Here is a 23,153-nt window from a genome sequence, read left to right on the forward strand (position 1 = left end):
TAACTTCTCGGCATGACCCGGAAGCTGTGGGCCGGTGCCGCGGCGGTGGCCGCGGGCTATGGCGTGTTCCTGATCGTGACCGCGACGCGGGTGCCCGCCGGGGCCGAGCTGACCGGCCAGTTCGCACTGCAACCCGCGGTCAAGGCGCTGGCGGCGGTGCTGCTGGCAGGTGCCGCGCTGACCCATCCGATCCGGCGGGAGCGGCTGTGGTTGGTCGCGGCGCTGCTGTTCTCGGCGGCGGGCGACTACCTGCTGGCCATGCCGTGGTGGGAGCCGTCGTTCGTCCTCGGGCTGGCGTCGTTCCTGATCGCGCATCTGTGTTTCCTGGCCGCGCTGCTGCCGTTGGCGCGGCGGTCCCCGCGCGGACTCGCGGCGGCCGCGGTCGTCCTGACCGCGTGTGTGGCGCTGCTGGTGTGGTTCTGGCCGCGGCTGCTCGACCAGGGCATGGCACTGCCCGTCACGCTCTACATCACCGTGCTCGGCGCGATGGTGTGCGTCGCGCTGCTGGCGGACCTGCCGACCCCGTGGACCGCGCTGGGCGCGGTGTGCTTCGCGGTGTCGGACGCGATGATCGGCATCAGCAAGTTCGTGCTGGGTTCGGAGGCCCTGGCGGTGCCGATCTGGTGGGCATACGCGGCGTCGCTGCTGCTGATCACCGCGGGGCTGCTGTTCGGCCGCACGTCCGCGCCGTCTGCTACACCTGCGGTGTGAAACCCGCCCGGCAGGCCGCCGAACACGAGCCCATCGCCCGTGTGCTGCCGATGCTGACGGTGCCGCACCTCGACCGTGAGTTCGACTACCTGGTGGCCGCCGAGCAGTCCGACGACGCGCAGCCCGGGGTGCGGGTCAAGGTCCGCTTCCACGGCAGGCTCGTCGACGCGTTCGTGCTCGAAAGACGTTCCGACACCGACCATGCCGGCAAGCTCGGATGGATCGACAAGGTGGTGTCACCCGAGTGCGTGCTGACCCACGACGTGCGCCGTCTCGTCGACGCGGTCGCCGCCCGGTATGCCGGGACCCGCGCCGACGTGCTGCGGTTGGCCGTGCCGCCGCGGCACGCGACGGTGGAGAAGAAGACCCCGGCGGTGCTTGCGCCACTGGCGGCCGCACCGGTCGACACCGCCGCGTGGGCGGCCTACAGCGGCGGAGAGCGGTTCGTCGCCGCGCTGCGTGAGACCAGGGCCGCGCGGGCGGTGTGGCAGGCCCTCCCCGGTGAATCCTGGCCGGCGAGGCTGGCCGAGGTCGCCGCGGTGACGGTGCACGCCGGTCGCGGGGTGCTCGCCGTCGTCCCTGATCAGCGCGACGTCGACCTGCTCCACGGGGCGGCACTCACCCGCCTCGACGCCGACCGGGTGGTGGCGCTGTCGGCGGGGCTGGGACCCGCCGAGCGCTACCGGCGCTGGCTGGCGGTGCTGCGGGGTGACGCGCGGTTCGTGATCGGTACGCGCAGTGCGGTTTTCGCGCCGGTCGCCGATCTCGGTCTGTTGATGCTGTGGGACGACGGTGACGATTCGCTGGCCGAGCCGCGCTCGCCGTACCCGCACGCCCGCGACGTCGCGATGCTGCGGGCCCACCAGCTGCGCTGCGCGGCGATGATCGGCGGATACGCGCGCACCGCCGAGGCGCAGGCGCTGGTCCGCAGTGGATGGGCGCACGACCTCACCGCGACCCGGCACACGCTGCGCGCACACGCGCCGCGGGTGATCGCCCTGGAGGACAGTGCCTACGCGCACGAACGGGACGCCGCGGCGCACAGCGCACGGTTGCCGACCGTCGCCCTCGACGCCGCCCGCGCCGCGCTGGCCAAGCACACCCCCGTGCTGGTCCAGGTGCCGCGTCGCGGCTACGTGCCCGCGCTGTCGTGCGCCAAATGCCGGGCCGTCGCGCGCTGCAGGCACTGCACCGGACCGCTGTCGCTGCCCGGCCGGGACGCCCCCGGCGCGGTCTGCCGGTGGTGCGGGCGTGAGGAACTCGCGCTGCGGTGCGCCCGGTGCGGCTCCGATGCGGTCCGCGCGGTGGTCGTCGGCGCCCGCCGCACCGCCGAGGAGCTCGGGCGCGCGTTCCCCGGCGCGCAGGTGATCACCTCGGGCGGCGACGACATCGTCGCGTCGGTGCCCGAGCGCGCCGCGGTGGTGGTGTCCACCCCGGGGGTGGAGCCGGTCGCCGACGGAGGCTATGGCGCGGCGCTGCTGCTGGACAGCTGGGCGCTGCTGGGGCGGCAGGATCTGCGCGCCGCCGAGGACACCCTGCGCCGGTGGATGGCGGCGTCGGCGCTGGTCCGCAGCAGGGCCGACGGTGGGGTGGTGGCGGTGGTCGCCGAATCGGCGATCCCGACCGTGCAGGCGCTGATCCGCTGGGATCCCGTCGGGCACGCCGAGGCCGAACTGGACTCGCGCACCGAGGTCGGTCTGCCGCCCGCGGCGCACATGGCCGCGATCGACGGTGCCCCGGTCGCGGTGGACGCGTTGCTGGCGGCCGCCGCGCTGCCGGAGGGCGCCGATGTGCTCGGGCCGGTGGATCTTCCGGTCGGGGCGCGCAGACCGGCCGGGATCGCCCCGGACGTCCCGGTCGCCAGGATGTTGGTGCGGGTGCCTCGCGACGGCGGATTGGAACTGGCCGCGGCGCTGCGGCGCGCGGCGGCGGTGCAAAGCGCACGCCACGATCAGGAGCCAGTTCGCATCCAGATCGACCCGTTGCACATAGGCTGATGCCCATGTCGGCGGGGAGGGTGCTCAAAGCGCTCATCCCGTTGATCTTGATCGCGTTCGGTGTGCTGTGGCCGGTGATCTTCGACGGCGGCTCCGGCGGCTCCACCGAGGTCGACGACCCGGTGGTGATCACGCACTATGACGTCGACATCGCCGTGAACGCCGCCGGCGATCTGTCCGCGGTCGAGACGATCACCGCCGACTTCTACACCACCGCGCGTCACGGGATCTTCCGCTACTGGGATGTGGTCAACCCGAACGACCCGTCGATGCGGCAGAAACCCGAGATCCAGTCGATCCTGCTCGACGGCCGTCCCGCGACCTACGAGATGCTGTGGGAGGACGCGAATCGCTTCCGGGTCGCGAAGATCGGGGATCCCGACCGCTACCTCAGCGACGGCGAGCACGTCTTCGAGATCCGCTACACCATTCCCGGTGTCCTCGACCCCGGCGAGGTCGGCTCGGGCCGCGAGTTCGCCGAAACGGTCGGCGACCCGGCGCCGTCACCGAGCGCCTTCTTCTGGAACGTGATCGCCCCGGCCTGGAACAACCGGATCGAGCGTGCCGACATCACGCTGGACCTGCCCGGCGCGGTCGGCACCGCCCAGTGTTCGGTCGGCTACGGCGTCGGCCGTGCGTGCGACGACCTGACCGTCGACGGCACCCGGGTGCGGTTGAGCGCCGAGGACCTGCCTCCGCGCACCCCGGTCACCGTCCGCGTGGGCGTGGACGTGCCGACCCCGCCGCGGACGACCCTGCCGTGGTCGCACAGCTGGGATCGGGTGCTCGGCCAGTCGCTGACCGGGGTGTGGTGGGTTGCGGCATTCACCGTGCTCGCCGGCGCCGCCGCGCTGGTGGGGTTCCGCCGCGTGCTGGAGCGACCTCCGGGCTTCCCGCTGCAGTACGCCCCGCCGCCCGGGCTCGGACCGGTGCAGACCGAATACATCCGCACCGAGTCCGTCCCGTCCCGCGGCCTGACCGCGACGCTGCTGTACCTCGCCGAACGCGGCCTTGTCCGGCTGGACCGGATCAGCGACAAGCACTGGACGATCACCACGATCGGCAAACCGGGCCAGTGGTCCGACGTCGACCCGGTCAGCGTCGCGGTCGCGTCGCGGCTGAAGCTGCTCAACGAGACCGCGGTGTTCGAGGCCAAGAAGACACCCAAGTCGGGGGAGAAGCTCAGCAAGGCCAAGGCCGACATGTCCTCGGCCGTCCGGAAATGGGCGATCGACGACGGTCTGCTGGTGCCCCGCAAGAAGGAACTCTGGCTGCGGGCCGCCAACGCGGCGGCGTTCGTGCTGATGGTGTGCGCGTGCTTCCGCTGGGGTTTCCCGACGACCATGTGGGCGCTGCCGTTCGCGGCGTTCTTCATGCTGTCGGCCGGGTCGTGGCGCGACGGCGTCGGCACCCGGCGCACCGCCGCGGGCCGTGAGCTGTGGTCCCGGGTCGGCGGCTTCCACAGGATGCTGTCCACCGACTCGGCGGAGAGCCGGTTCGACTTCTCGGCCCGCAAGGACCTCTACATCGCCTACGTGCCGTTCGCGGTCGCGGCCGGCGTCGCGGCGCTGTGGGCGAAGAAGTACGAGGCCTACACCGGAACCGCTGCGCCGCAACCCGATTGGTACCCCATTCCGCACGGTTCCGGCTCGTCGGGATTCGCCGGCGACTCCGGCGGCGCGGACTTCGACAGTTTCGATTCGGCACTGTCGTCCTCGATCGGCGCCTACACCGCATCGCAGGCGGCGTCGTCCTCGTCCTCGGGCGGCGGCGGCAGCTTCAGCAGCGGTGGTGGCGGCGGCGGGGGCGGCGGCGGAGGAGGTGGATCATGGTGAGCTTCGTGCTCGTCGTCGTGCTGGTGCTGGCCGTGGCGGTGCTGATCGGATTCGTGATGGGGTACAACAAGATCCGCTCCGCCGACGTCCGCGTCGCCGAGGCGCTGTCCGGGATCGACGTCGAGCTGACCCGGCGTGCATCGTTGATTCCGAGCCTGGTGCAGACCGTGCAGACGTTCGCGGCCCATGAGAAGGGCATCCTCGACCGGGTCACCGATGCGCGGGCGGCGCTGACGTCGGCCACCGGTGGCGATTCGGTGGCCCAGCGCAGCGCCGCCGAGCGACAACTCGACTCGGCGCTGACGCCGCTGCTGGCGCTCGGGCAGAACTATCCGCAGCTCAACTCGTCGAACAACTTTCTGGACCTTCAGCGCACTCTCGCCGACACCGAGGACAAACTCGCGTTCGCCCGGCAGTACTACAACGACGCGGTGGCCACCCTCAACCGGTTGCTCACGACGATCCCGTGGATGTTCGTCGCCCCGTTGGCCGGGGTGACCGAGAAGGAGTACTACCAGACCCCGCGGTAGACCCGCTCCCTAGACTGGCTCGGTGCGTCTCGTCTTCGCCGGCACCCCGGAACCCGCCCTCCCGTCACTGCGACGGCTCATCGATTCGCCCCGCCACGACGTCGTCGCGGTCCTGACCCGTCCCGACGCCGCCGCGGGCCGGCGCGGCCGCCCGGCCCCGTCCCCGGTCGCGACGCTGGCCACCGAACACGGCATCCCGGTGCTGAAACCGCAGCGCCCCAACTCCGAAGAGTTCGTCGCCGAACTCGCCGATCTGGCCCCGGATTGCTGCGCGGTGGTGGCCTACGGCGCGCTGCTGCGCGACGAACTGCTCGCCGTACCCCGGCACGGATGGGTGAACCTGCACTTCTCGGTGCTGCCCGCGTGGCGCGGGGCCGCGCCGGTGCAGGCCGCGCTGGCCGCGGGCGACGAGGTGACCGGCGCGACGACGTTCCAGATCGAACGCAGCCTCGACTCCGGCCCGGTGTTCGGTGTGGTCACCGAGACCATCCGGCCCGACGACACCGCCGGTGACCTGCTGGCGCGGCTGGCCGAGACGGGCGCGGGTCTGCTGGAGGCCACCATGGACGGCATCGAGGACGGCGCGCTGACCGCGGTGCCGCAGCCCGCCGACGGTGTCAGCGTCGCACCGAAGGTCACCGTCGACGACGCCCGCATCCGCTGGGACCTGCCCGCACACGTCGTGGACCGGCGCATCCGTTCGGTCACCCCGAACCCGGGCGCCTGGACGATGATCGGCGATATGAGGGTCAAGGTCGGCCCCGTCACGGTGCCCACCGACGGACCCGACGGCCTCGCCCCCGGACAGATCCGGGCGGACAAAAAACACGTCCACGTCGGCACCGGCTCCGGGCCTGTGCTGCTCGGCACCGTGCAGCCGCCGGGCAAGAAACCGATGAACGCCGCCGACTGGGCGCGTGGCGCCCGGGCCGAGGACATCGGGTGCGCCGAATGAACCGGCCCGAGAAGAAGAAGCGCCCGATGCGGCGCAAGCGGCTGGACCCGGCCCGCCAAGCCGCGTTCGACGTGCTGCGCGCGGTGTCCGAACGCGACGCATACGCCAACCTCGCACTGCCGGCGCTGCTGCGCGAGCGCGGAATCACCGGGCGCGACGCCGCTTTCGCCACCGAACTGACCTACGGCACCTGCCGCGCGACCGGTCTGCTCGACGCGGTGATCGCCGCGGCGGCGGGCAGACCGGTGGACCGGATCGACCCGGTGCTGCTGGATCTGCTGCGGCTCGGTGCCTACCAGCTGCTGCGCACCCGCGTCGACGACCATGCGGCGGTCTCCACCACCGTGGAGCAGGCGGGCCTCGAATTCGATACGGCGCGAGCAGGTTTCGTCAACGGTGTGTTGCGCACCATCGCGCGCCGCGACGAGGCGTCCTGGGTGGCCGAGCTCGCCCCGCCGGCGGGCACCGACCCCATCGGTCACCTGTCGTTCGTGCACGCCCACCCGAGGTGGATCGGGCAGGCGTTCGCCGACGCCCTCGGAGCGCGGGCCGGTGAATTGGAGGAGTTGCTCGCCAGCGACGACGCCCGCCCCGAGGTGCACTTGGCGGCCCGGCCCGGGCAGCTGAGCGCCGCCGAGCTGGCCGAGCAGACCGGTGGCACCGTCGGGCGGTACTCGCCGTACGCGGTGTATCTCGGTGACGGCGATCCCGGCGGGGTCGCGGCCGTGCGCGAGGGCCGGGCGCTGGTGCAGGACGAGGGGAGCCAGCTGGTGGCACAGGCGCTGACCCTGGCGCCGCTGGACGGCGAGGACGGCGGCCGGTGGCTGGACCTGTGTTCCGGGCCCGGCGGCAAGACCGCCCTGCTGGCCGCGCTGGGCCGGTCCACCGGTGCCACGGTCACGGCCGTCGAACCCGCGCCACGGCGCGCCGAGATGGTGGAGCAGAACACCGCGGGACTCGGTGTCGAGGTGGTGCGCGTCGACGGCCGGGAGTCCGGGCTCACCCCCGGCTTCGACCGGGTGCTGGTCGACGCGCCGTGCACCGGGCTCGGCGCGCTGCGCCGGCGCCCGGAAGCACGGTGGCGGCGTACCCCGGGCGATGTGCCCGCGCTGGCCAAACTGCAGCGCGAACTGTTGGCCGCGGCGATCCGGCTGACCCGCCCCGGTGGGGTGGTGCTGTACGCGACCTGTTCCCCGCATCTCGCCGAGACCGCCGGCGTCGTCGCCGACGCCGTACGCAGGCATCCGGTGACCGCACTGGACACCCGCGAGCTGTTCGCACCGGCCACCGACACCGGCGACGGGACGTCGGTGCAGCTGTGGCCGCACCGGCACGGCACCGACGCGATGTTCGCCGCGGCGCTGCGGGTCACTGCCGGGTAGCGGGCACATCGTAGGCTGATCCCCATGCCGAAACCGTTGATCGCACCGTCGATTCTGGCCGCCGACTTCGCCAGGCTCGCAGAGGAGTCCGCCGCCGTCGAGGGCGCCGACTGGCTGCACGTCGACGTCATGGACAACCACTTCGTGCCGAACCTGACGCTCGGCCTGCCGGTGGTGGAATCCCTGCTCAAGGCCACCGACATCCCGATGGACTGCCATCTGATGATCGACAACCCCGAACGGTGGGCGCCGCCGTACGCCGAGGCGGGCGCCTACAACGTCACGTTCCACGCCGAGGCGACCGACAATCCGATCGCAGTGGCCCGCGACATCCGCGCCGCCGGGGCCAAGGCCGGCCTGTCGGTGAAGCCGGGCACCCCGATCGAGCCGTACCTGGAGATCCTGCGCGAATTCGACACCCTGCTGGTGATGTCGGTGGAGCCGGGCTTCGGCGGCCAGAAGTTCATCGCCGAGGTGCTGCCGAAGGTGGGCACCGTGCGCCGGCTGGTCGACGCCGGCGAGCTGACGATCCTGATCGAGATCGACGGCGGCATCAACACCGACACCATCGAGGCCGCCGCCGAGGCCGGCGTGGACTGCTTCGTCGCGGGCTCCGCGGTCTACAGCGCCGAGGACCCGGCGGCCGCGGTGCAGTCGCTGCGCAGCCAGGCCGCGTCGGCGTCCAAGCATCTGGTGCTGTGAACCTCGACGCGGCGATGGCCGCGGCCATCGAGCAGTCGGAGCGCGTGAAGGGTCGCACGTACCCGAATCCTCCTGTCGGAGCGGTGATCCTGGACCGTGACGGGGAGATCGCCGGCGTCGGGGCGACCGCGCCGACGGGCGGGCCGCACGCCGAGGTGCTCGCGCTGCGCCGCGCCGGTCAGCGCGCGGCCGGCGGCACCGCCGTCGTCACCCTGGAACCGTGCAACCACTTCGGCCGCACCCCGCCGTGCGTGGATGCGTTGCTGGACGCCGGGATCGCGGCGGTCGCATACGCCGTCGCCGATCCCAACCCCGCGGCCGCGGGTGGGGCCGCGCGGCTGACCGCCGCCGGGGTGCAGGTCACCGCGGACGTGCTGGCCGCCGAGGTGTCCGGTGGCCCGCTGCGGGAGTGGCTGCACAAACAGCGCACCGGAAAGCCGCACGTGACATGGAAATTCGCCGGAAGCGTGGACGGGCGCAGCGCGGCGGCCGACGGTTCCAGTCAGTGGATCACCGGCGAGGCGGCGCGCGCCGACGTGCACCGGCGGCGCGCGGCCGCCGATGCGATCATCGTCGGGACCGGGACCGTGTTCGCCGACGACCCGGCGCTGACCGCGCGGCTGTCCGACGGTAGCCTGGCCGATCACCAGCCGCTGCGCGTCGTGGTCGGGATGCGTGAGATCTCGCCGGACGCAACGGTTCTCAACGACGACTCCCACACCATGGTGATCCGCACCCGTGATCCGCACGAGGTGCTCCAGGCGTTGGCGGACCGCACCGACGTGTTCCTGGAAGGCGGACCGACACTGGCGGGCGCGTTCCTGCGGGCCGGAGCGGTGGACCGGATCCTGGCCTACGTGGCCCCGATCCTGCTCGGTGGGCCGGTCACCGTGATCGACGACGTCGGGGTGACGAACATCTCCCAGGCGCACCGCTGGCGCTTCGACGGGATGCAGCCGGTCGGGCCCGATGTGCTGCTGAGTCTGAGCCCGCACTGATCCCGAGTGCCGGGTCTCACACCGCGCCGCTACCGGGGGCGGTGCCCGGATCTCGCTAGACTGGGTCCAGAAATCGCGCCTTCACCGACGTTTGCGCATGGTGAGCACGAATAAACAAAGGACATCGAGCATGCCTGCCCTGCAGAACTGGCTCAGCATCAGTCCCATCGACCCCCGCGACCTCACGGACGCACTGCGTGCCGCATGGCGGGGACTGACCTCCGATCAGGCGGATCCGGCCGAAGACCGTCAGCTGATGGGCCGCGGGCTCGAGCGCTGCTGAGGCTCTGCCGCCGGCTCGTCGGCGTGTTCGCTCCTGGCCGCGATCAGCAGGCCCAGCACGGCGCCGACCACACACACGATCGAGGTGATCGTGAAGATCTCCCCGTACTGCAGCACGTAGGCCTCGACGACCCGGTTGGCCTCGGCGGCCAGCCGCTCGGCCAGTGACCCGCCCGCGGTGCTCGGGGGGAGCTCGGCGAGATGCTGGTTGAACCGGTACAGACCCCACGCCGACAGCGCCGCGATGCCGATCAGCATGCCGATCATCCGCGCGACCACCACCGCGGCCGACGCGATGCCGTGCTGAGCCGACGGAACGACCCGCAACGTGGCCGAGGTCAGCGGTCCGATGACCAGGCCGAGGCCCAGTCCGGCGATCGCCAGGTCGGTGTCGAACGTGGGCAGGTGGACGAAGCCGAGGTCGTGATGGTCGGTCAGCACCGCCGAGGTCCACTGCGACACGAGCCAGTAGCCGACCGCGGCGATGAGCAGGCCGACGAACACGACGATGCGGTCCCCGATCCTGGTGGCCAGCCAGCCGCCGGCCAGCGCGCCGATCGGTAGTGCGCCGAGGAACCACAGCAGCATGAAGACCGCTTCGCTCTGTTCCTTGCCGAGCACGCCCTGGGCGAACAGCTCGATGTTGACCAGCGTCACCATCAGCGCCGCCCCGGCGCACAGCGATGCGCCCAAGGCGGCCAGGAACGGCCGGAACCGCACCCCGGCCGGCTCGATGAGCCGGGTGGAGGCGACCTTCTCCCACATGAAGAACGCGGCCGCGGCGACCGCCGCGGCGATCAGCACCGGCACGCCGTAGCTCGGCAGCATCTGTTTGCCGTCGGGCGTCTGGTTGTAGAGCCCGACGACGACCAGCCCGAGCGCCAGGGCCAGCAGCAGCCCGCCCACCACGTCGACCTTCTCCGTCGGCGCATCCTTGGAGCGGCCAGGCAGGCTGAAGTGGATCATCACCATCGCGAGCGCCGCGAGCGGCACGTTGACCCAGAACACCGCCTGCCAGTGGGTGAACAGCGCGACCAGCGCGACGCCGTAGAGCGGGCCGAGCACGCTGCCGAGTTCCTGGGCGGCGCCGACCCCGCCGAGGACCGCGGCACGGTTGCGGCTGACCCACAGGTCCGCCGCCAGCGCCAGCGTGACGGGCAGCAGCGCGCCGCTGGCGACGCCCAGGACGGCGCGGCCGATCACCATCATCACGAGGTCGGTGGACAGCGCGGTGATGACCGAACCGACGGCGAAGGTGGCCAGGCTGGCCTGGATCAGGATCTTGCGCCCGAACTTGTCCGACGCACGGCCCAGCAGCGGCATCGCGGCGATGTAGCCGAGCAGGTAACTCGTGATGATCGGCGTGACCCGTTGGATCTCGTTGATCGCGATGCCGACGTCGAACATGATGTCGCGGATGATCGAGATCACGACGTAGGTGTCGAGCGCGCCGAGCATCACCGCCAGGCTGCCCGCGCTGATCGCCAGCCAGCGGTTGGTGGCGCCCCGGGTCTCGAGCATCACGCCGCGGGTTTGTCGACGGTCACCGGCTCGCCCCATTTGGACAGCGTCATCGTGACGCTGTTGCCGGGCGTCGGCTCCAAGCGCACCTGCATGAGCTTGTTGTCACCTTCCTCGGCGACCCAGGCGGTGCCGGGCACAGGGCCGGTGGCGCCGATCTGCGGGGCGATCTTGTTGACCGCGTCGGCGCTGACGTCGCCGGTGATCCGGACGGTCTGCGTTCCCTCGACGGTCTCGCGACCGTCGGCGCTGGGGTTGCCGAAGTTGTCGAGCACGTTGGCCAGGCCGACATTGGGATCGAGGATCGCGGCGACGTCGTAGACGTCGGCGGCCGGACCGAAGTTCGACAGCGCGCCACCGGCGGTGATGGTGGCCCACAGGTCGCCGTCGGACACCACGAACTCGACGTTGTTGAGCTTCTGGCCGAGGAAGATGATGTTCGCGACGCCCTTGGCTGCGACCTCCGGGGTCTGGGTCAGGTCGCCTTCGAGTTCCTCGACGGGAAGCTCGGCGATCTGCCCCTGCACGGACAGTTTGAGGTGGGCGCTGGTCTGGCCCCTGGTGGTCTCCGCGGACTGCTTCAGCAGGGTCGCGGCGTCGGGCAGGTCCTTGCCGGAGTCCTCTGAGGACGAACCGGAACACCCTGCGGCGAGGGCGACGACGGCAAAAAGGGCGGCGAAGATCGCCAACAGGCGGGTCTGCATGCCTGCATCGTAGAGGGTGCAGGTGTCGGCACGTGGGTGCCCGGGCCGGTAGCGGACCGCCGATGCGGTGGCTGAACTGCGTGTTCGGTGACGTTCTAGGCTGGTCGGCGTGTTCACTGGAATCGTCGAAGAACTGGGCGAGGTCGTCGCCAAGGAGAACCTGGGTGACTCGGCGCGCCTGGTGATCCGCGGGCCCGTCGTCACCTCCGATGCCGGCCACGGGGATTCGATCGCGGTCAACGGCGTGTGCCTGACCGTGGTCGACGTGCTCGACGGCGATTCGTTCAGCGCCGATGTGATGAACGAGACACTGAGCCGGTCGAGCCTGCGCGGCATCGACGTCGGCGCCCGCGTCAACCTGGAACGCGCGGCAGCGGTGAGCAGCCGGCTGGGTGGTCACATCGTGCAGGGCCACGTCGACGGCACCGGCGAAATCGTGTCCCGGACCCCGTCGGAGCACTGGACCGTGGTGCGCGTGTCGCTGCCCGCCGAACTGTCCCACTACGTCGTCCACAAGGGCTCTATCACCGTCGACGGGGTCTCCCTGACGGTTTCGGGGCTCGGCGACGACTGGTTCGAGGTGTCGCTGATCCCGACGACGCTCGGCATGACGACGCTCGGCATGACGACGCTCGGCCACGCCGGGGTCGGCAGCCCGGTGAACCTCGAGGTGGATGTGATCGCCAAGTACGTCGAACGGCTTCTGGAGAAGAAGGGCGAGCTGCCCGCGGGTGACTGAGCGCCACCCTGGGGGCAATAACCGGGGCCTAGCCGTGGTTCATACTGAAGGGCATCGAGACGAGGTTCCGTGCCCGGAACCGGCAAGGGTGGTGAAGATGACGAGGCTGGATTCGGTCGAGCGTGCGGTTGCCGACATAGCCGCAGGCAAGGCCGTGGTCGTCATCGACGACGAGGACCGGGAGAACGAGGGCGACCTGATCTTCGCCGCCGAGAAAGCCACACCCGAACTGGTGGCGTTCATGGTGCGCTACACCTCCGGGTACCTGTGCGTCCCACTGGCCGGTGACATCTGCGACCGGCTCGGCCTGCTGCCGATGTACGCGGTCAACCAGGACAAGCACCAGACCGCCTACACCGTGACCGTCGACGCGAAAAAGGGTGTCGGGACCGGTATCTCGGCGATGGACCGGGCCACGACGATGCGGCTGCTCGCCGATCCCGACGCGGTCGCCGACGACTTCACCAAACCCGGTCACGTGGTGCCGTTGCGCGCCAAGGACGGTGGCGTGCTGCGCAGGCCGGGCCACACCGAGGCCGCCGTCGATCTGGCCCGGCTCGCCGGTCTGCAGCCCGCGGGCGCGATCTGCGAGATCGTCAGCCAGAAGGACGAAGGCGCGATGGCGCAGACCGACGAGCTGCGGATCTTCGCCGACGAGCACGGTCTCGCGCTGATCTCGATCGCCGACCTGATCGAGTGGCGGCGCAAGCACGAGAAGCACATCGCGCGGGTCGCCGAGGCGCGCATCCCGACCCGCCACGGCGAGTTCCGCGCCGTCGGCTACACCAGCATCTACGAGGACGTCGAGCACGTCGCACTGGTCAAGGGCGACATCGCGGGCCCGCACAGCGACGGGCACGACGTGCTGGTGCGCGTGCACTCGGAGTGCCTGACCGGTGACGTGTTCGGCTCGCGCCGCTGCGACTGCGGTCCGCAACTCGACGCCGCGCTGGCGATGGTCGCGCGCGAGGGCCGCGGCATCGTGCTCTACATGCGCGGCCACGAGGGCCGCGGCATCGGGCTCATGCACAAGCTGCAGGCCTATCAGCTGCAGGACGCCGGCGAGGACACGGTCGACGCGAACCTCAAGCTCGGGCTCCCCGCCGACGCCCGCGACTACGGCACCGGTGCGCAGATCCTCGTCGACCTCGGGGTGCGGTCGATGCGCCTGCTGACCAACAACCCGGCCAAGCGGGTCGGCCTCGACGGCTATGGCCTGCACATCATCGAGCGGGTGCCGCTGCCGGTGCGGGCCAACGCGGAGAACATCCGCTACCTGATGACGAAGCGCGACCGGATGGGCCACGACCTGGTCGGCCTCGAGGACTTCGACGAAGCCGTCCCGGGCGAGTTCGGCGGCGCGGTATGAGCGGCCAGGGAGTTCCCGACCTGCCCCCGCTCGATGCCAAGGACGTCAAGCTCGGCATCGTGGCCAGCACCTGGCACGAAAAGATCTGCGACGCGCTGCTCGCCGGCGCGGTCAAGGTCGCCGAGGAGGCCGGGATCAGCGACCCGACCGTGGTGCGGGTGCTCGGCGCGATCGAGATCCCCGTCGTCGCGCAGGCGCTCGCCCAGACCCATGACGCCGTGGTCGCCCTCGGTGTGGTGATCCGCGGTGAGACACCGCATTTCGACTACGTCTGTGATGCCGTCACGCAGGGTCTGACCCGGGTGTCGCTGGATGCGTCCACCCCGGTCGCCAACGGGGTGCTCACCGTGAACACCGAACACCAGGCGCTCGACCGCGCCGGGCTGCCCGGGTCCGGCGAGGACAAGGGCGCCCAGGCGGCCGCGGCGGCGCTGTCGACCGCGCTGACGCTGCGCCAACTCGCCGCCGGCTCATGAGTGGCGACTGGGACCTGGAGGTCAAACCGCACCTGACCCCGATCTTCGCCTGGGGCGCCGCGGTGATCATCGTCGGCGCGCATGTCACGGTCGGCGCCCTGCTGAAGATCGGGTCCACCGGGGTGTTCTTCCGCACCGCCGATCAGATCGCGATCGCGTCGGTGGGTGTCGTGATCGCCGCGCTGGTGACGCTGTTCGCGCGACCGCGGCTTCGGGTCGGTCCGGCCGGAGTGGCGGTACGAAACCTGTTGGGCTATCGACTTTTTCCGTGGGACACCGTCGTCGACATATCGTTTCACCCGGGTGCCCGCTGGGCCCGGCTCGATCTGCCGGACGACGAGTACGTCCCGGTGATGGCGATCCAGGCCGTCGACAAGGCCCGCGCGATCGACGCGATGGACCAGGTGCGTGCTCTTCTGGACCGCTACACGCGTGATCTCAACTCGCAGGGCCGCCCACATCACCCGTGACCGCGCCCTCACGGCGCGGGTCGGCACCGCCGATCCAGCCGCCGGGTGCCCGCACGATCGCGGACAGTCCGCTGGACTGATCGGCCAGGTCCACCTTGTGGCCGAGTTCTCTCAGCCCCCGCACCAGCGGGTCGTTGCCGCCGTCATCTGAGGTGTCGATCACCGGGTGCTCGCCGCCGACGTTGGTCTCGGGCGAGTTGTCCGCACCGAAGTCGACCATCGACACCGCCTGCTGCGGATCCAGATCCCAATCGAGCATTCCCACCACGGTTTTGACGACGAACTGGATGATCGTCGCACCGCCCGGTGAGCCCACGACTCCGTACAGCTCGCGGCGCGTCCCGGGCCCGGCCGGGGTGAAGATCAGCGTCGGCGCCATCGTGCTGCGCGGCCGTTTCCCGGGCTCGACCCGGTTGGCCACCGGCACGCCGTCCGGGCCGGCGGGTTCGGCGGAGAAGTCGGTCAGCTGATTGTTCAGCAGGAAGCCGTCCACCATGTGGAACGAGCCGAACGCCGATTCGACGGTGGTCGTCAGCGACGCCGCGTTGCCCTGCGCGTCGACGACGCTGACGTGGCTGGTGCCGTGTTCGGGTACCGGCGCGACCGGGGCGGCCGGTGGGCCGAAGGCGCCGGGCTCGGCGGTGCCCATGGCCTTCTCGGTCGAGATCAGCGCGGCGCGCCCGGCCAGGTAGTCGCTGCCCAGCAGGAGGTCCGGTGACCCACCGGGCAACGGCACGAAGTCGGTGTCGGCGACGTAGCGGTCCCGGTCGGCGTATGCCAGCCGCTCGGCCTCGGAGATCAGATGCACGCCCAGCACCGTCGGCCGCCCACCGTCGCGGTCGACGTCGGTGGGGGCGTACTGCGCCATCGGGAACCGCTCCAGCATGCCGAGGGTCGCCGCGACGGCGATCCCGCCCGACGACGGCGGCGGCATGCCGCAGATCTCCTTGCCCCGGTACGGCGTGCAGACCGCCTGGCGGGGTTTCGCGGTGTACCCGGCGAGATCCTCCAGCGTCATCAGACCGGGGGTGCGGCCACCGGACGGATCCGCGACCGCGGCCACGATGTCGCGGGCGATGTCACCGGTGTAGAACGCGGCGGGATCGGTGGCGATGGCACCCAGCGTCTTCGCGTAGGCCGGATTGGTCAGCCGGGTCTGTGCGGTCTTCGCGCTGCCGTCGGGGTTCAGGAAGTAGGCCGCCGCGTCCTCGTCGGCCGCGAGCCTGGGCGCCGCGTCGGCGATGGCCGCCGCCAGCCGCGGGCTGACGTCGAAGCCGTCGTCGGCCAACCGGACGGCGGGGGAGAACAGCTCCCGCCACGGGGTTCGGCCGTGCTCGGCGTGCACGTCGGCGAGCATCCGCACGATCCCGGGCACCCCGATCGAGCGTCCGGACGCCCTCGCGTCCGGCAGCGGCTCGGTCCGGTCGGTGTCGGACACCCAGCGCAGATAGTTCTCGGTGGCTGCGGCCGGGGCGACCTCGCGGCCGTCGAAGGCCTGCACCGAGTCGGTGGCCGCGTCGTAGTACAGCAGGAATCCGCCACCGCCGAGCCCCGACGACTGCGGCTCGACGAGGCCGAGCACCGCCTGCGCGGTGACCAGTGCGTCGGCCGCGGTGCCGCCGTCGCGCAGCACCTCACACGCGGCCCGGGTGGCCAGTGGATTGGCGGTGGCGACCGCGTAGGTCCGGGTCTGCACCGCCGTCATGCCGGAGCGGTAGCCGGTCGCGGTTTCGGGGTCGGACTCGTCCTGGCGGGCGTCCGATCTCGTCTCGGACGCCCCGTCGGCGGCGATGTCGCACGGTCCTTGCGCAGCGGCCGGTGTGTCCTGCGTCGCCGCGCAACCGGCGACGATCAGCGTCAGCCCCAGCAGAGAGGCCGTCAGGAGGCGGGTGCCCCTCATCACTGCCACGGAGGTGGATCTACCCCGTCGGGACCCGGCAGTAACCTGGGACCGTGCCCGATCCAGCGACGTACCGACCCGCTCCCGGGTCCATCCCCGTCGAACCGGGCGTCTACCGTTTCCGCGACCCGCACGGGCGGGTCATCTACGTCGGCAAGGCCAAGAGTCTGCGCAGCAGGCTCAACTCGTACTTCGCCGACATCTCCGGTCTGGCGCCGCGCACCCGGCAGATGGTGACCACGGCGGCCAGCGTCGAGTGGACGGTGGTCGGCACCGAGGTCGAGGCGCTGCAGCTGGAGTACAACTGGATCAAGGAATTCGATCCGCGGTTCAACATCCGCTACCGCGACGACAAGTCCTATCCGGTGCTCGCGGTGACCCTCAACGAGGAGTATCCGCGGCTGAAGGTGTACCGGGGTCCGCGCCGTAAAGGTGTGCGTTACTTCGGTCCGTACTCGCATGCCTGGGCGATCCGCGAGACGCTCGACCTGCTGACCCGGGTGTTCCCGGCGCGCACCTGCTCGAACGGAGTCTTCAAGCGGCATAGCCAGATTGACCGGCCGTGTCTGCTCGGCTACATCGACAAGTGCTCCGCGCCGTGCGTCGGGCGCGTCGATGCCGAGCAGCACCGCAGGATCGTGCTCGACTTCTGCGACTTCCTCGCGGGCAAGACCGACAAGCTGATTCGCGACATGGAACGCCAGATGAACGCCGCGGCCGAGGAGCTCGACTTCGAGCGCGCCGCCCGGTTGCGCGACGACATCGGCGCGATGCGCCGCGCGATGGAGAAGCAGACCGTCGTGCTCGGCGACGGCACCGACGCCGATGTGGTGGCCTTCGCCGACGACGAACTCGAGGCCGCGGTGCAGGTGTTCCACGTGCGCGGCGGACGGGTGCGCGGCCAGCGCGGCTGGGTGATCGAAAAGTCCGGCGAGCCAGGCGAATCGACGCTGGAGTATCTCGTCGAGCAGTTCCTGACCCAGTTCTACGGCGACCAGCACGCGCTCGGCGGCGCCAGCGACGCCGGCGGCGACGAGGCCACCAACCCGGTACCCCGGGAGGTGCTGGTGCCCTGCCTGCCCGAGACGGCGCACGAGCTGGAGACGTGGCTGAGCGGGCTGCGCGGGTCGCGGGTCACGCTGCGGGTGCCCCAGCGTGGCGACAAGAAGGCGTTGGCCGAGACCGTCAAGCGCAACGCCGAGCAGGCACTGAACCAGCACAAGCTCAAGCGGGCCGGCGATTTCACCGCCAGAAGCGCTGCGCTGCAGAGTATTCAGGAGACGCTGGGGCTGCAGGACGCGCCGTTGCGCATCGAGTGCATCGACATCAGCCACGTGCAGGGCACCGACGTGGTCGCGTCGCTGGTGGTGTTCGAGGACGGGCTGCCGCGCAAGTCGGACTACCGGCACTTCGCGATCCGGGAGGCCGCGGGCGACGGCCGCTCCGACGACGTCGCGTCGATCGCGGAGGTGACCCGGCGCCGGTTCCACCGGCACCTGCGCGACGCGCAGGAGCCCGACGAGACGGTCGCCGGCGCTGATGCCGCCACCGGGGCGGCTCCGGAGGGCAGACCGCGTAGGTTCGCCTATCCGCCCAACCTGTTCGTCGTCGACGGCGGCGGGCCGCAGGTCAACGCCGCGCAGGCGGTCCTCGACGAGCTCGGGATCAGCGATGTCGCGGTGATCGGCCTGGCCAAACGTCTGGAAGAGGTGTGGGTGCCCGCGGAACCGGATCCGTTGATCTTCCCGCGCAACAGTGACGGGCTCTACCTGTTGCAGCGGGTCCGCGACGAGGCGCACCGGTTCGCGATCTCGTATCACCGCAGCAAGCGGTCGAAGCGAATGACGGCGTCGGCGCTCGATTCGGTGCGCGGGCTCGGCGAGCACCGGCGCAAGGCGCTGGTGACGCACTTCGGTTCGCTGGCCAAGATCAAGCAGGCGTCGGTGGAGGAGATCACGGCGGTGCCCGGGATCGGGGCCGCGACGGCGCGGGCGGTGCTGGAGGCACTCGGCGCAGCACCGGATGCCGACCCCGATTCGCAGGCGGCTGCCGCGGTTATCGGCAATGATCAGAGCACGGTAACGGGATGACTAGGCAGGGCATGCACGACGAACTGCGCGGGGAAGTTGACAGTGCTGTCGACGACGAGTCCATCGACAACGGAATCGACGTGGTCCTGGTCACCGGCATGTCCGGAGCGGGCCGCGGCACGGCGGCCAAGGTGCTCGAAGACCTCGGCTGGTATGTCGCCGACAACCTTCCACCCGAACTGATCGCGCGGATGGTCGATCTCGGCCTGGCCGCGGGCTCGCGCATCACCCAGCTCGCCGCCGTGATGGACGTCCGCTCGCGCGGGTTCACCGGCGACCTGGACTGGGTGCGCAGCGAACTGGCCACACGCAACATCGTGCCCAGGGTCGTGTTCCTGGAGGCCTCCGACGACATCCTGGTCCGTCGCTACGAGCAGAACCGGCGCAGCCATCCGTTGCAGGGCAACCAGACGCTGGCCGAGGGCATCGCCGCCGAGCGGGCGTTGCTGGCCCCGGTGCGGGCCTCGGCCGATCTGGTCATCGACACGTCTTCGCTGTCGGTGCACGGGCTGCGCGAGAGCATCGAGCGCGCGTTCGCCGCGGAGACCGTGTCGGCCACCAGCGTCACCGTCGAGTCGTTCGGCTACAAGTACGGCCTGCCGATGGACGCCGACACCGTGATGGATGTCCGGTTCCTGCCCAATCCGCATTGGATAGACCAGTTGCGCCCGCACACCGGGCAACACCCCGAGGTTCGCGACTACGTGCTGGGACAGGCCGGTGCCGTCGAGTTCCTGGACTCCTACCATCAGCTGCTCAACGTCGTCATCGACGGATACCGCCGGGAGGGCAAGCGCTACATGACGGTCGCGATCGGCTGCACCGGCGGTAAACACCGCAGTGTGGCGATGGCCGAGGCGTTGGCTGAACGGCTGCAGAGCGGACCCGCGCTGACGGTGCGCGTGCTGCACCGCGATCTGGGGCGCGAATGAGCAGCCCCCGCATCGTCGCGCTCGGTGGCGGCCACGGGCTGTATGCGACGCTGTCCGCCGCACGCCGGTTGACCCCGCACGTCACCGCGATCGTGACCGTCGCCGACGACGGCGGCTCGTCGGGGCGGCTTCGCAACGAACTCGACGTGGTGCCACCCGGTGATCTGCGAATGGCGTTGGCGGCGTTGGCATCCGACAGCCCGCACGGCCGGTTGTGGGCCACCATCATCCAGCACCGCTTCGGCGGCAGCGGTGCGCTGGCCGGGCATCCGATCGGCAACCTGATGCTCGCCGGCCTCAACGAGGTCCTCGCCGACCCGGTCGCCGCACTCGACGAGCTCGGCCGCATCCTCGGCGTCAAGGGCCGGGTGTTGCCGATGTGCCCGATGGGGCTGAGCATCGAGGCCGACGTGGTCGGCCTCGAATCCGATCCGCGGGTCAGCCGCGCCATCCGCGGCCAGGTGGCGATCGCGACCACGGTCGGCAAGGTTCGTCGGGTCAGGCTGATCCCACCGGATCCGCCGGCCACCCACCAGGCGATCGACGCGATCATGAACGCCGATCTCGTCGTCCTCGGCCCGGGGTCGTGGTTCACCAGTGTGATCCCGCACGTGCTCGTGCCTCAGCTGATCGCGGCGCTGCAGGCCACCACGGCCCGGCGCGCGCTGGTGCTGAACCTGGTCGCCGAGCCGGGGGAGACCGCGGGCTTCTCGGTGGAACGCCACATCCACGTGCTGGCCCAACATGCCCCCGGTTTCACGGTGCACGACATCATCGTGGACTCGGCGCGGGTGGTCGGTGACCGGGACCGTGACCAACTTCGCCGCACCGCCTCGATTCTGGGCGCCGAGGTCGAGTTCGCCGATGTCTCCAGACCTGGTACACCTTTACATGATCCGGCGAGGTTGGCCGCGGCCTTGGAGGGCGTCCGCAGGCGGGGCATGTCGGCCGACCCGGAGGAACCCGCTGCGACAGCGCAGCCCACCCAGACAGTGAACGGACCGAGAGGTGACGACCCGTGGCGATGACAGCCGAGGTCAAGGATGAGCTGAGCCGCTTGGTGGTCAACTCGGTGAGTGCCCGCCGCGCCGAGGTGGCCTCGCTGCTGCGGTTCGCCGGCGGCCTGCACATCGTGTCGGGCCGCGTCGTCGTCGAGGCCGAGGTCGACCTCGGGATCATCGCGCGCCGGCTGCGCAAGGACATCTACGACCTGTACGGCTACAACGCCGTCGTGCACGTCCTGTCGGCCGGCGGGATCCGCAAGAGCACCCGCTATGTGGTGCGCGTCGCCAAGGACGGGGAGGCGCTGGCCCGCCAGACCGGCCTGCTGGATCTGCGTGGCCGCCCGGTGCGCGGGCTGCCCGCCCAGGTCGTCGGCGGCAGTGTCGCCGACGCCGAAGCCGCTTGGCGCGGAGCGTTTTTGGCCCACGGTTCGCTGACCGAACCCGGTCGCTCGTCGGCGCTGGAGGTCAGCTGCCCCGGACCGGAGGCGGCGCTGGCCCTGGTCGGCGCGGCACGGCGGCTCGGGGTCAGCGCGAAGGCGCGCGAGGTGCGCGGCAGCGACCGGGTGGTGGTGCGCGACGGCGAGGCCATCGGCGCGCTGCTGACCCGGATGGGCGCCCAGGACACCCGGCTGACGTGGGAAGAGCGGCGCATGCGCCGCGAGGTGCGCGCGACCGCCAACCGGCTCGCCAACTTCGACGACGCGAACCTGCGGCGCTCGGCCCGCGCCGCGGTCGCCGCTGCCGCCCGGGTGGAACGCGCGCTGGAGATCCTCGGGGACGGCGTCCCCGACCATCTCGCCGCCGCGGGCACGCTGCGGGTCGCGCACCGGCAGGCCTCTCTGGAGGAGCTGGGCCGGCTCGCCGATCCGCCGATGACCAAAGACGCTGTGGCAGGACGGATTCGGCGCCTGCTGTCGATGGCCGACCGCAAGGCCAAGCAGGAGGGCATTCCGGACACCGAGTCCGCGGTGACGCCGGACCTGCTCGAAGACGCCTGAGCCTCGGTTTCTAGGCCGCGACGGTCAGCGGCACCCGGTTGGCTGCCGGGTTGGCCGCCAGTGCCTCCAGCACCACGGCCCAGGTGAGCGGGCTGGTCACCATGTTCAGGTGCCCCAGCAGCAGCCCGGGGTGGCGGTCCTGCAGCACGATGTTCGTCACGTTCGGGCCGTCGAGCGCCTGGTTCGTGTACGGGGTCGCGACCTCGTCGTAGACCGTGCTGATGTTCGTGTACAGCACGCCGGGACGGGTGTCCCCGTCGCCGTAGACCTCGTCGAGGAACGGCGAGCCGACGGACTGCTGGTAGAAGGCGGGCGCGATGGCCTCGGAGATCCCGATGTAGAGCTGGCGCAGGATCGGCAGTTTCAGCACCAGGCCGACCAGACCCATGAAGTCGGTGCCGTGGTGGCCCGGCCCGATACCGATCAGCTGGGAGACCTTCGCGGCGCCACCCATGGCGTTGATGTAGTACGAGGGCAGCGCGCCGCCGCCCTGCGAGTGCCCGATCAGGATGACCTGCGGGGCCCCGGTCTCGATGAGCACCCGGTTGATCTCGGCGTCGAGTTCGGCGGCAGACCTCCTGATGTCGGCGATCGACTGGAGCGGGAAGCGCGGGTTCGAGGTCACGTTGCCGTAGTTGAACGTGTAGACCTTGTAGCCCGCGCCGGCCAGCGCCGGCGCCCCGGCATACCAGTTGACGCCCTGGGTCAGCACCGTCGAGTTCAGCAGGATGACCGGCAGCGGATGCTCGTCGGTGACCGTCGTCGTCGGGTCGTTCGCGCCGGGCGGTGGCTTCGTCGGGTCGAACAACCCGCGCATGTCGAGCAGGCCGTAGCCGACGGAATGCTGGTCGGTGTCCGGCTCGTGCAACCGGCCGCCGACCAGCGTGCGGCCGACGGCCGCCGCGGTGTTGGCCACGATCGTGGCCAACAGGTGGGGGACACCGTAGAACGCGTCCGGGCCGACGGCCTCGGCGACGGCCGTGGCCGCGGCGTGCACCACCGACACGACGATGGTGCCGACGTCGGAGACCCCGCCGACCAGTTGCCTGCCGAGGGTCGGGCGAACAGGCGGGGCCTCTGCTGCGTCTGCTGCGTCGGCGGTGTCTGCCGGGTTCTCGGTGTCCGCTGTGTCGCGAATGGCCGCGGTGCGCAGCGGTGTGCGGGGCCGGAACTCGACAACGTTGTCCACCGCCTCGGCGTCGTTGTCCACCGCCTCGGCTTCCTCGGTTTCCCCGGCCGCGCCGGCCCGGTCGCGGGTGGTCTTGGCGGTTCTGTTGTCCGTGCTGTCCCCGGACGTCTCGGTCCCGTCCGGCTTTGCGGTGTCGGCGCTGCTTCTCGCCGGGCGCGACGGCTTCGCGGGCACCCGGTCGACGCGGTCGGTCTGCACGCGGTCGGTCTGTGAAGCGGCGCCGCTGCTCGCCGCGGACCCCGAGGTGTCGTCGTCGGCATGGGCGACACCTGCCGAGAGTCCGATCACCGCCCAGGAGGACAACATCGCCGCGGCCAGAACGAGTCTCATCGGGCGTGCGTCCACCACCAGGCCTTTCTCCGGGATTGC

At 71.0% G+C, this 23,153-nt stretch carries 21 protein-coding genes; 17 read left to right on the plus strand and 4 right to left on the minus strand.

Annotated elements, in window-relative coordinates; genetic code table 11:
• The first annotated feature begins 12 nt into the window (after nucleotides 1–12).
• From BST38_RS20445 to BST38_RS29425, 9 genes are all read left to right on the plus strand, one after another.
• Nucleotides 13–711, plus strand: a complete 699-nt coding sequence (locus tag BST38_RS20445) for a lysoplasmalogenase (protein WP_083145300.1) — start codon at nucleotides 13–15, stop codon at nucleotides 709–711.
• A 50-nt stretch (nucleotides 712–761) separates the two neighbouring features.
• A complete protein-coding gene (locus BST38_RS20450) occupies nucleotides 762–2,708 on the plus strand; it encodes a primosomal protein N' (RefSeq protein WP_083145344.1) in 1,947 nt (648 codons plus the stop codon).
• A 5-nt stretch (nucleotides 2,709–2,713) separates the two neighbouring features.
• Complete coding sequence (locus BST38_RS20455) at nucleotides 2,714–4,543, plus strand: DUF2207 domain-containing protein (RefSeq protein ID WP_083145345.1); 1,830 nt, start codon at nucleotides 2,714–2,716, stop codon at nucleotides 4,541–4,543.
• Nucleotides 4,537–5,073, plus strand: a complete 537-nt coding sequence (locus BST38_RS20460; protein ID WP_083145301.1) for a LemA family protein — start codon at nucleotides 4,537–4,539, stop codon at nucleotides 5,071–5,073. Before BST38_RS20455 ends, BST38_RS20460 begins: the two co-directional genes overlap by 7 nt.
• 22 nt (nucleotides 5,074–5,095) lie before the next feature.
• A complete protein-coding gene (gene fmt, locus BST38_RS20465) occupies nucleotides 5,096–6,028 on the plus strand; it encodes a methionyl-tRNA formyltransferase (RefSeq protein WP_083145302.1) in 933 nt (310 codons plus the stop codon).
• The gene (locus BST38_RS20470) at nucleotides 6,025–7,410 is read left to right on the plus strand and encodes an RsmB/NOP family class I SAM-dependent RNA methyltransferase (protein WP_083145303.1); all 1,386 of its coding nucleotides are present in this window, start codon (nucleotides 6,025–6,027) and stop codon (nucleotides 7,408–7,410) included. Before fmt ends, BST38_RS20470 begins: the two co-directional genes overlap by 4 nt.
• Before the next feature lie 24 nt (nucleotides 7,411–7,434).
• Nucleotides 7,435–8,112, plus strand: a complete 678-nt coding sequence (rpe, locus tag BST38_RS20475) for a ribulose-phosphate 3-epimerase (RefSeq protein ID WP_083145304.1) — start codon at nucleotides 7,435–7,437, stop codon at nucleotides 8,110–8,112.
• Nucleotides 8,109–9,110: a bifunctional diaminohydroxyphosphoribosylaminopyrimidine deaminase/5-amino-6-(5-phosphoribosylamino)uracil reductase RibD gene (gene ribD, locus BST38_RS20480; RefSeq protein ID WP_083145305.1), complete on the plus strand. Its 1,002-nt coding sequence runs from the start codon at nucleotides 8,109–8,111 to the stop codon at nucleotides 9,108–9,110. Before rpe ends, ribD begins: the two co-directional genes overlap by 4 nt.
• A gap of 130 nt (nucleotides 9,111–9,240) precedes the next feature.
• Nucleotides 9,241–9,393, plus strand: coding sequence for a hypothetical protein (locus tag BST38_RS29425; protein ID WP_165761620.1), 153 nt, complete (start codon nucleotides 9,241–9,243; stop codon nucleotides 9,391–9,393).
• Here BST38_RS29425 and BST38_RS20485 read toward each other — a convergent pair.
• Both BST38_RS20485 and BST38_RS20490 read right to left on the minus strand, forming a co-directional pair.
• Nucleotides 9,360–10,952: an MFS transporter gene (locus BST38_RS20485; protein ID WP_420872539.1), complete on the minus strand. Its 1,593-nt coding sequence runs from the start codon at nucleotides 10,950–10,952 to the stop codon at nucleotides 9,360–9,362. The two genes, BST38_RS29425 and BST38_RS20485, sit on opposite strands and share 34 nt — an antisense overlap.
• On the minus strand, nucleotides 10,913–11,617 hold the full coding sequence (locus BST38_RS20490) for an LppX_LprAFG lipoprotein (RefSeq protein WP_083145307.1): 705 nt from the start codon (nucleotides 11,615–11,617) through the stop codon (nucleotides 10,913–10,915). The genes BST38_RS20485 and BST38_RS20490 overlap by 40 nt, the downstream gene beginning before the upstream one ends.
• A gap of 109 nt (nucleotides 11,618–11,726) precedes the next feature.
• Here BST38_RS20490 and BST38_RS20495 point away from each other — a divergent pair, with 109 nt between their 5' ends.
• The 4 genes from BST38_RS20495 (at nucleotide 11,727) to BST38_RS20510 (ending at nucleotide 14,671) form a co-directional block, all read left to right on the plus strand.
• Nucleotides 11,727–12,356 carry a riboflavin synthase gene (locus BST38_RS20495; RefSeq protein ID WP_083145308.1) on the plus strand — a complete coding sequence of 210 codons (630 nt, stop codon included), beginning with the start codon at nucleotides 11,727–11,729 and terminating at the stop codon, nucleotides 12,354–12,356.
• 97 nt (nucleotides 12,357–12,453) lie between these two features.
• A complete protein-coding gene (locus BST38_RS20500; RefSeq protein ID WP_083145346.1) occupies nucleotides 12,454–13,725 on the plus strand; it encodes a bifunctional 3,4-dihydroxy-2-butanone-4-phosphate synthase/GTP cyclohydrolase II in 1,272 nt (423 codons plus the stop codon).
• Nucleotides 13,722–14,201, plus strand: a complete 480-nt coding sequence (ribH, locus tag BST38_RS20505; protein WP_083145309.1) for a 6,7-dimethyl-8-ribityllumazine synthase — start codon at nucleotides 13,722–13,724, stop codon at nucleotides 14,199–14,201. Before BST38_RS20500 ends, ribH begins: the two co-directional genes overlap by 4 nt.
• Entirely contained in the window at nucleotides 14,198–14,671 is a 474-nt protein-coding gene (locus BST38_RS20510) for a PH domain-containing protein (protein WP_083145310.1), read from the plus strand. Before ribH ends, BST38_RS20510 begins: the two co-directional genes overlap by 4 nt.
• On the opposite strand, the gene BST38_RS20515 is transcribed toward BST38_RS20510, so the two are convergent.
• Nucleotides 14,640–16,571: a gamma-glutamyltransferase family protein gene (locus BST38_RS20515; RefSeq protein ID WP_083145311.1), complete on the minus strand. Its 1,932-nt coding sequence runs from the start codon at nucleotides 16,569–16,571 to the stop codon at nucleotides 14,640–14,642. The two genes, BST38_RS20510 and BST38_RS20515, sit on opposite strands and share 32 nt — an antisense overlap.
• Nucleotides 16,572–16,624: 53 nt before the next feature.
• On the opposite strand from BST38_RS20515, the gene uvrC reads away from it, so the two are divergent.
• From uvrC to whiA, 4 genes are read left to right on the plus strand one after another with little or no spacing between them, the layout of a single operon-like run.
• Nucleotides 16,625–18,661, plus strand: coding sequence for an excinuclease ABC subunit UvrC (uvrC, locus tag BST38_RS20520; protein ID WP_083145312.1), 2,037 nt, complete (start codon nucleotides 16,625–16,627; stop codon nucleotides 18,659–18,661).
• Nucleotides 18,658–19,593, plus strand: coding sequence for an RNase adapter RapZ (rapZ, locus tag BST38_RS20525; protein ID WP_083145313.1), 936 nt, complete (start codon nucleotides 18,658–18,660; stop codon nucleotides 19,591–19,593). The genes uvrC and rapZ overlap by 4 nt, the downstream gene beginning before the upstream one ends.
• Nucleotides 19,590–20,621 (plus strand): gluconeogenesis factor YvcK family protein, encoded by a 1,032-nt coding sequence (locus tag BST38_RS20530; RefSeq protein ID WP_083145314.1) that lies wholly within the window; start codon nucleotides 19,590–19,592, stop codon nucleotides 20,619–20,621. The genes rapZ and BST38_RS20530 overlap by 4 nt, the downstream gene beginning before the upstream one ends.
• On the plus strand, nucleotides 20,618–21,595 hold the full coding sequence (gene whiA, locus BST38_RS20535; RefSeq protein ID WP_110781837.1) for a DNA-binding protein WhiA: 978 nt from the start codon (nucleotides 20,618–20,620) through the stop codon (nucleotides 21,593–21,595). Before BST38_RS20530 ends, whiA begins: the two co-directional genes overlap by 4 nt.
• A gap of 10 nt (nucleotides 21,596–21,605) precedes the next feature.
• Here the strand turns inward: whiA and BST38_RS20540 are convergent, their stop codons facing one another.
• Complete coding sequence (locus BST38_RS20540) at nucleotides 21,606–23,114, minus strand: esterase/lipase family protein (RefSeq protein ID WP_133057250.1); 1,509 nt, start codon at nucleotides 23,112–23,114, stop codon at nucleotides 21,606–21,608.
• Nucleotides 23,115–23,153: the final 39 nt, after the last annotated feature.

The sequence above is a fragment of the Mycolicibacterium parafortuitum genome (assembly GCF_002086815.1).
In the GTDB taxonomy this organism is placed as follows: Bacteria; Actinomycetota; Actinomycetes; order Mycobacteriales; family Mycobacteriaceae; genus Mycobacterium; species Mycobacterium parafortuitum.

What these genes read in the sequence shown, in the direction of transcription:
- BST38_RS20445 (WP_083145300.1), top strand. Translation starts at nt 13, where the DNA reads ATGACCCGGAAGCTGTGGGCCGGTGCCGCGGCGGTGGCCGCGGGCTAT.
- BST38_RS20450 (WP_083145344.1), top strand. Translation starts at nt 762, where the DNA reads ATGCTGACGGTGCCGCACCTCGACCGTGAGTTCGACTACCTGGTGGCC.
- BST38_RS20455 (WP_083145345.1), top strand. Translation starts at nt 2,714, where the DNA reads ATGTCGGCGGGGAGGGTGCTCAAAGCGCTCATCCCGTTGATCTTGATC.
- BST38_RS20460 (WP_083145301.1), top strand. Translation starts at nt 4,537, where the DNA reads ATGGTGAGCTTCGTGCTCGTCGTCGTGCTGGTGCTGGCCGTGGCGGTG.
- BST38_RS20470 (WP_083145303.1), top strand. Translation starts at nt 6,025, where the DNA reads ATGAACCGGCCCGAGAAGAAGAAGCGCCCGATGCGGCGCAAGCGGCTG.
- rpe (WP_083145304.1), top strand. Translation starts at nt 7,435, where the DNA reads ATGCCGAAACCGTTGATCGCACCGTCGATTCTGGCCGCCGACTTCGCC.
- BST38_RS29425 (WP_165761620.1), top strand. Translation starts at nt 9,241, where the DNA reads ATGCCTGCCCTGCAGAACTGGCTCAGCATCAGTCCCATCGACCCCCGC.
- BST38_RS20485 (WP_420872539.1), bottom strand. Translation starts at nt 10,952, where the DNA reads ATGGGGCGAGCCGGTGACCGTCGACAAACCCGCGGCGTGATGCTCGAG.
- BST38_RS20490 (WP_083145307.1), bottom strand. Translation starts at nt 11,617, where the DNA reads ATGCAGACCCGCCTGTTGGCGATCTTCGCCGCCCTTTTTGCCGTCGTC.
- BST38_RS20500 (WP_083145346.1), top strand. Translation starts at nt 12,454, where the DNA reads ATGACGAGGCTGGATTCGGTCGAGCGTGCGGTTGCCGACATAGCCGCA.
- ribH (WP_083145309.1), top strand. Translation starts at nt 13,722, where the DNA reads ATGAGCGGCCAGGGAGTTCCCGACCTGCCCCCGCTCGATGCCAAGGAC.
- BST38_RS20510 (WP_083145310.1), top strand. Translation starts at nt 14,198, where the DNA reads ATGAGTGGCGACTGGGACCTGGAGGTCAAACCGCACCTGACCCCGATC.
- BST38_RS20515 (WP_083145311.1), bottom strand. Translation starts at nt 16,571, where the DNA reads ATGAGGGGCACCCGCCTCCTGACGGCCTCTCTGCTGGGGCTGACGCTG.
- rapZ (WP_083145313.1), top strand. Translation starts at nt 18,658, where the DNA reads ATGACTAGGCAGGGCATGCACGACGAACTGCGCGGGGAAGTTGACAGT.
- BST38_RS20530 (WP_083145314.1), top strand. Translation starts at nt 19,590, where the DNA reads ATGAGCAGCCCCCGCATCGTCGCGCTCGGTGGCGGCCACGGGCTGTAT.
- whiA (WP_110781837.1), top strand. Translation starts at nt 20,618, where the DNA reads ATGACAGCCGAGGTCAAGGATGAGCTGAGCCGCTTGGTGGTCAACTCG.
- BST38_RS20540 (WP_133057250.1), bottom strand. Translation starts at nt 23,114, where the DNA reads ATGAGACTCGTTCTGGCCGCGGCGATGTTGTCCTCCTGGGCGGTGATC.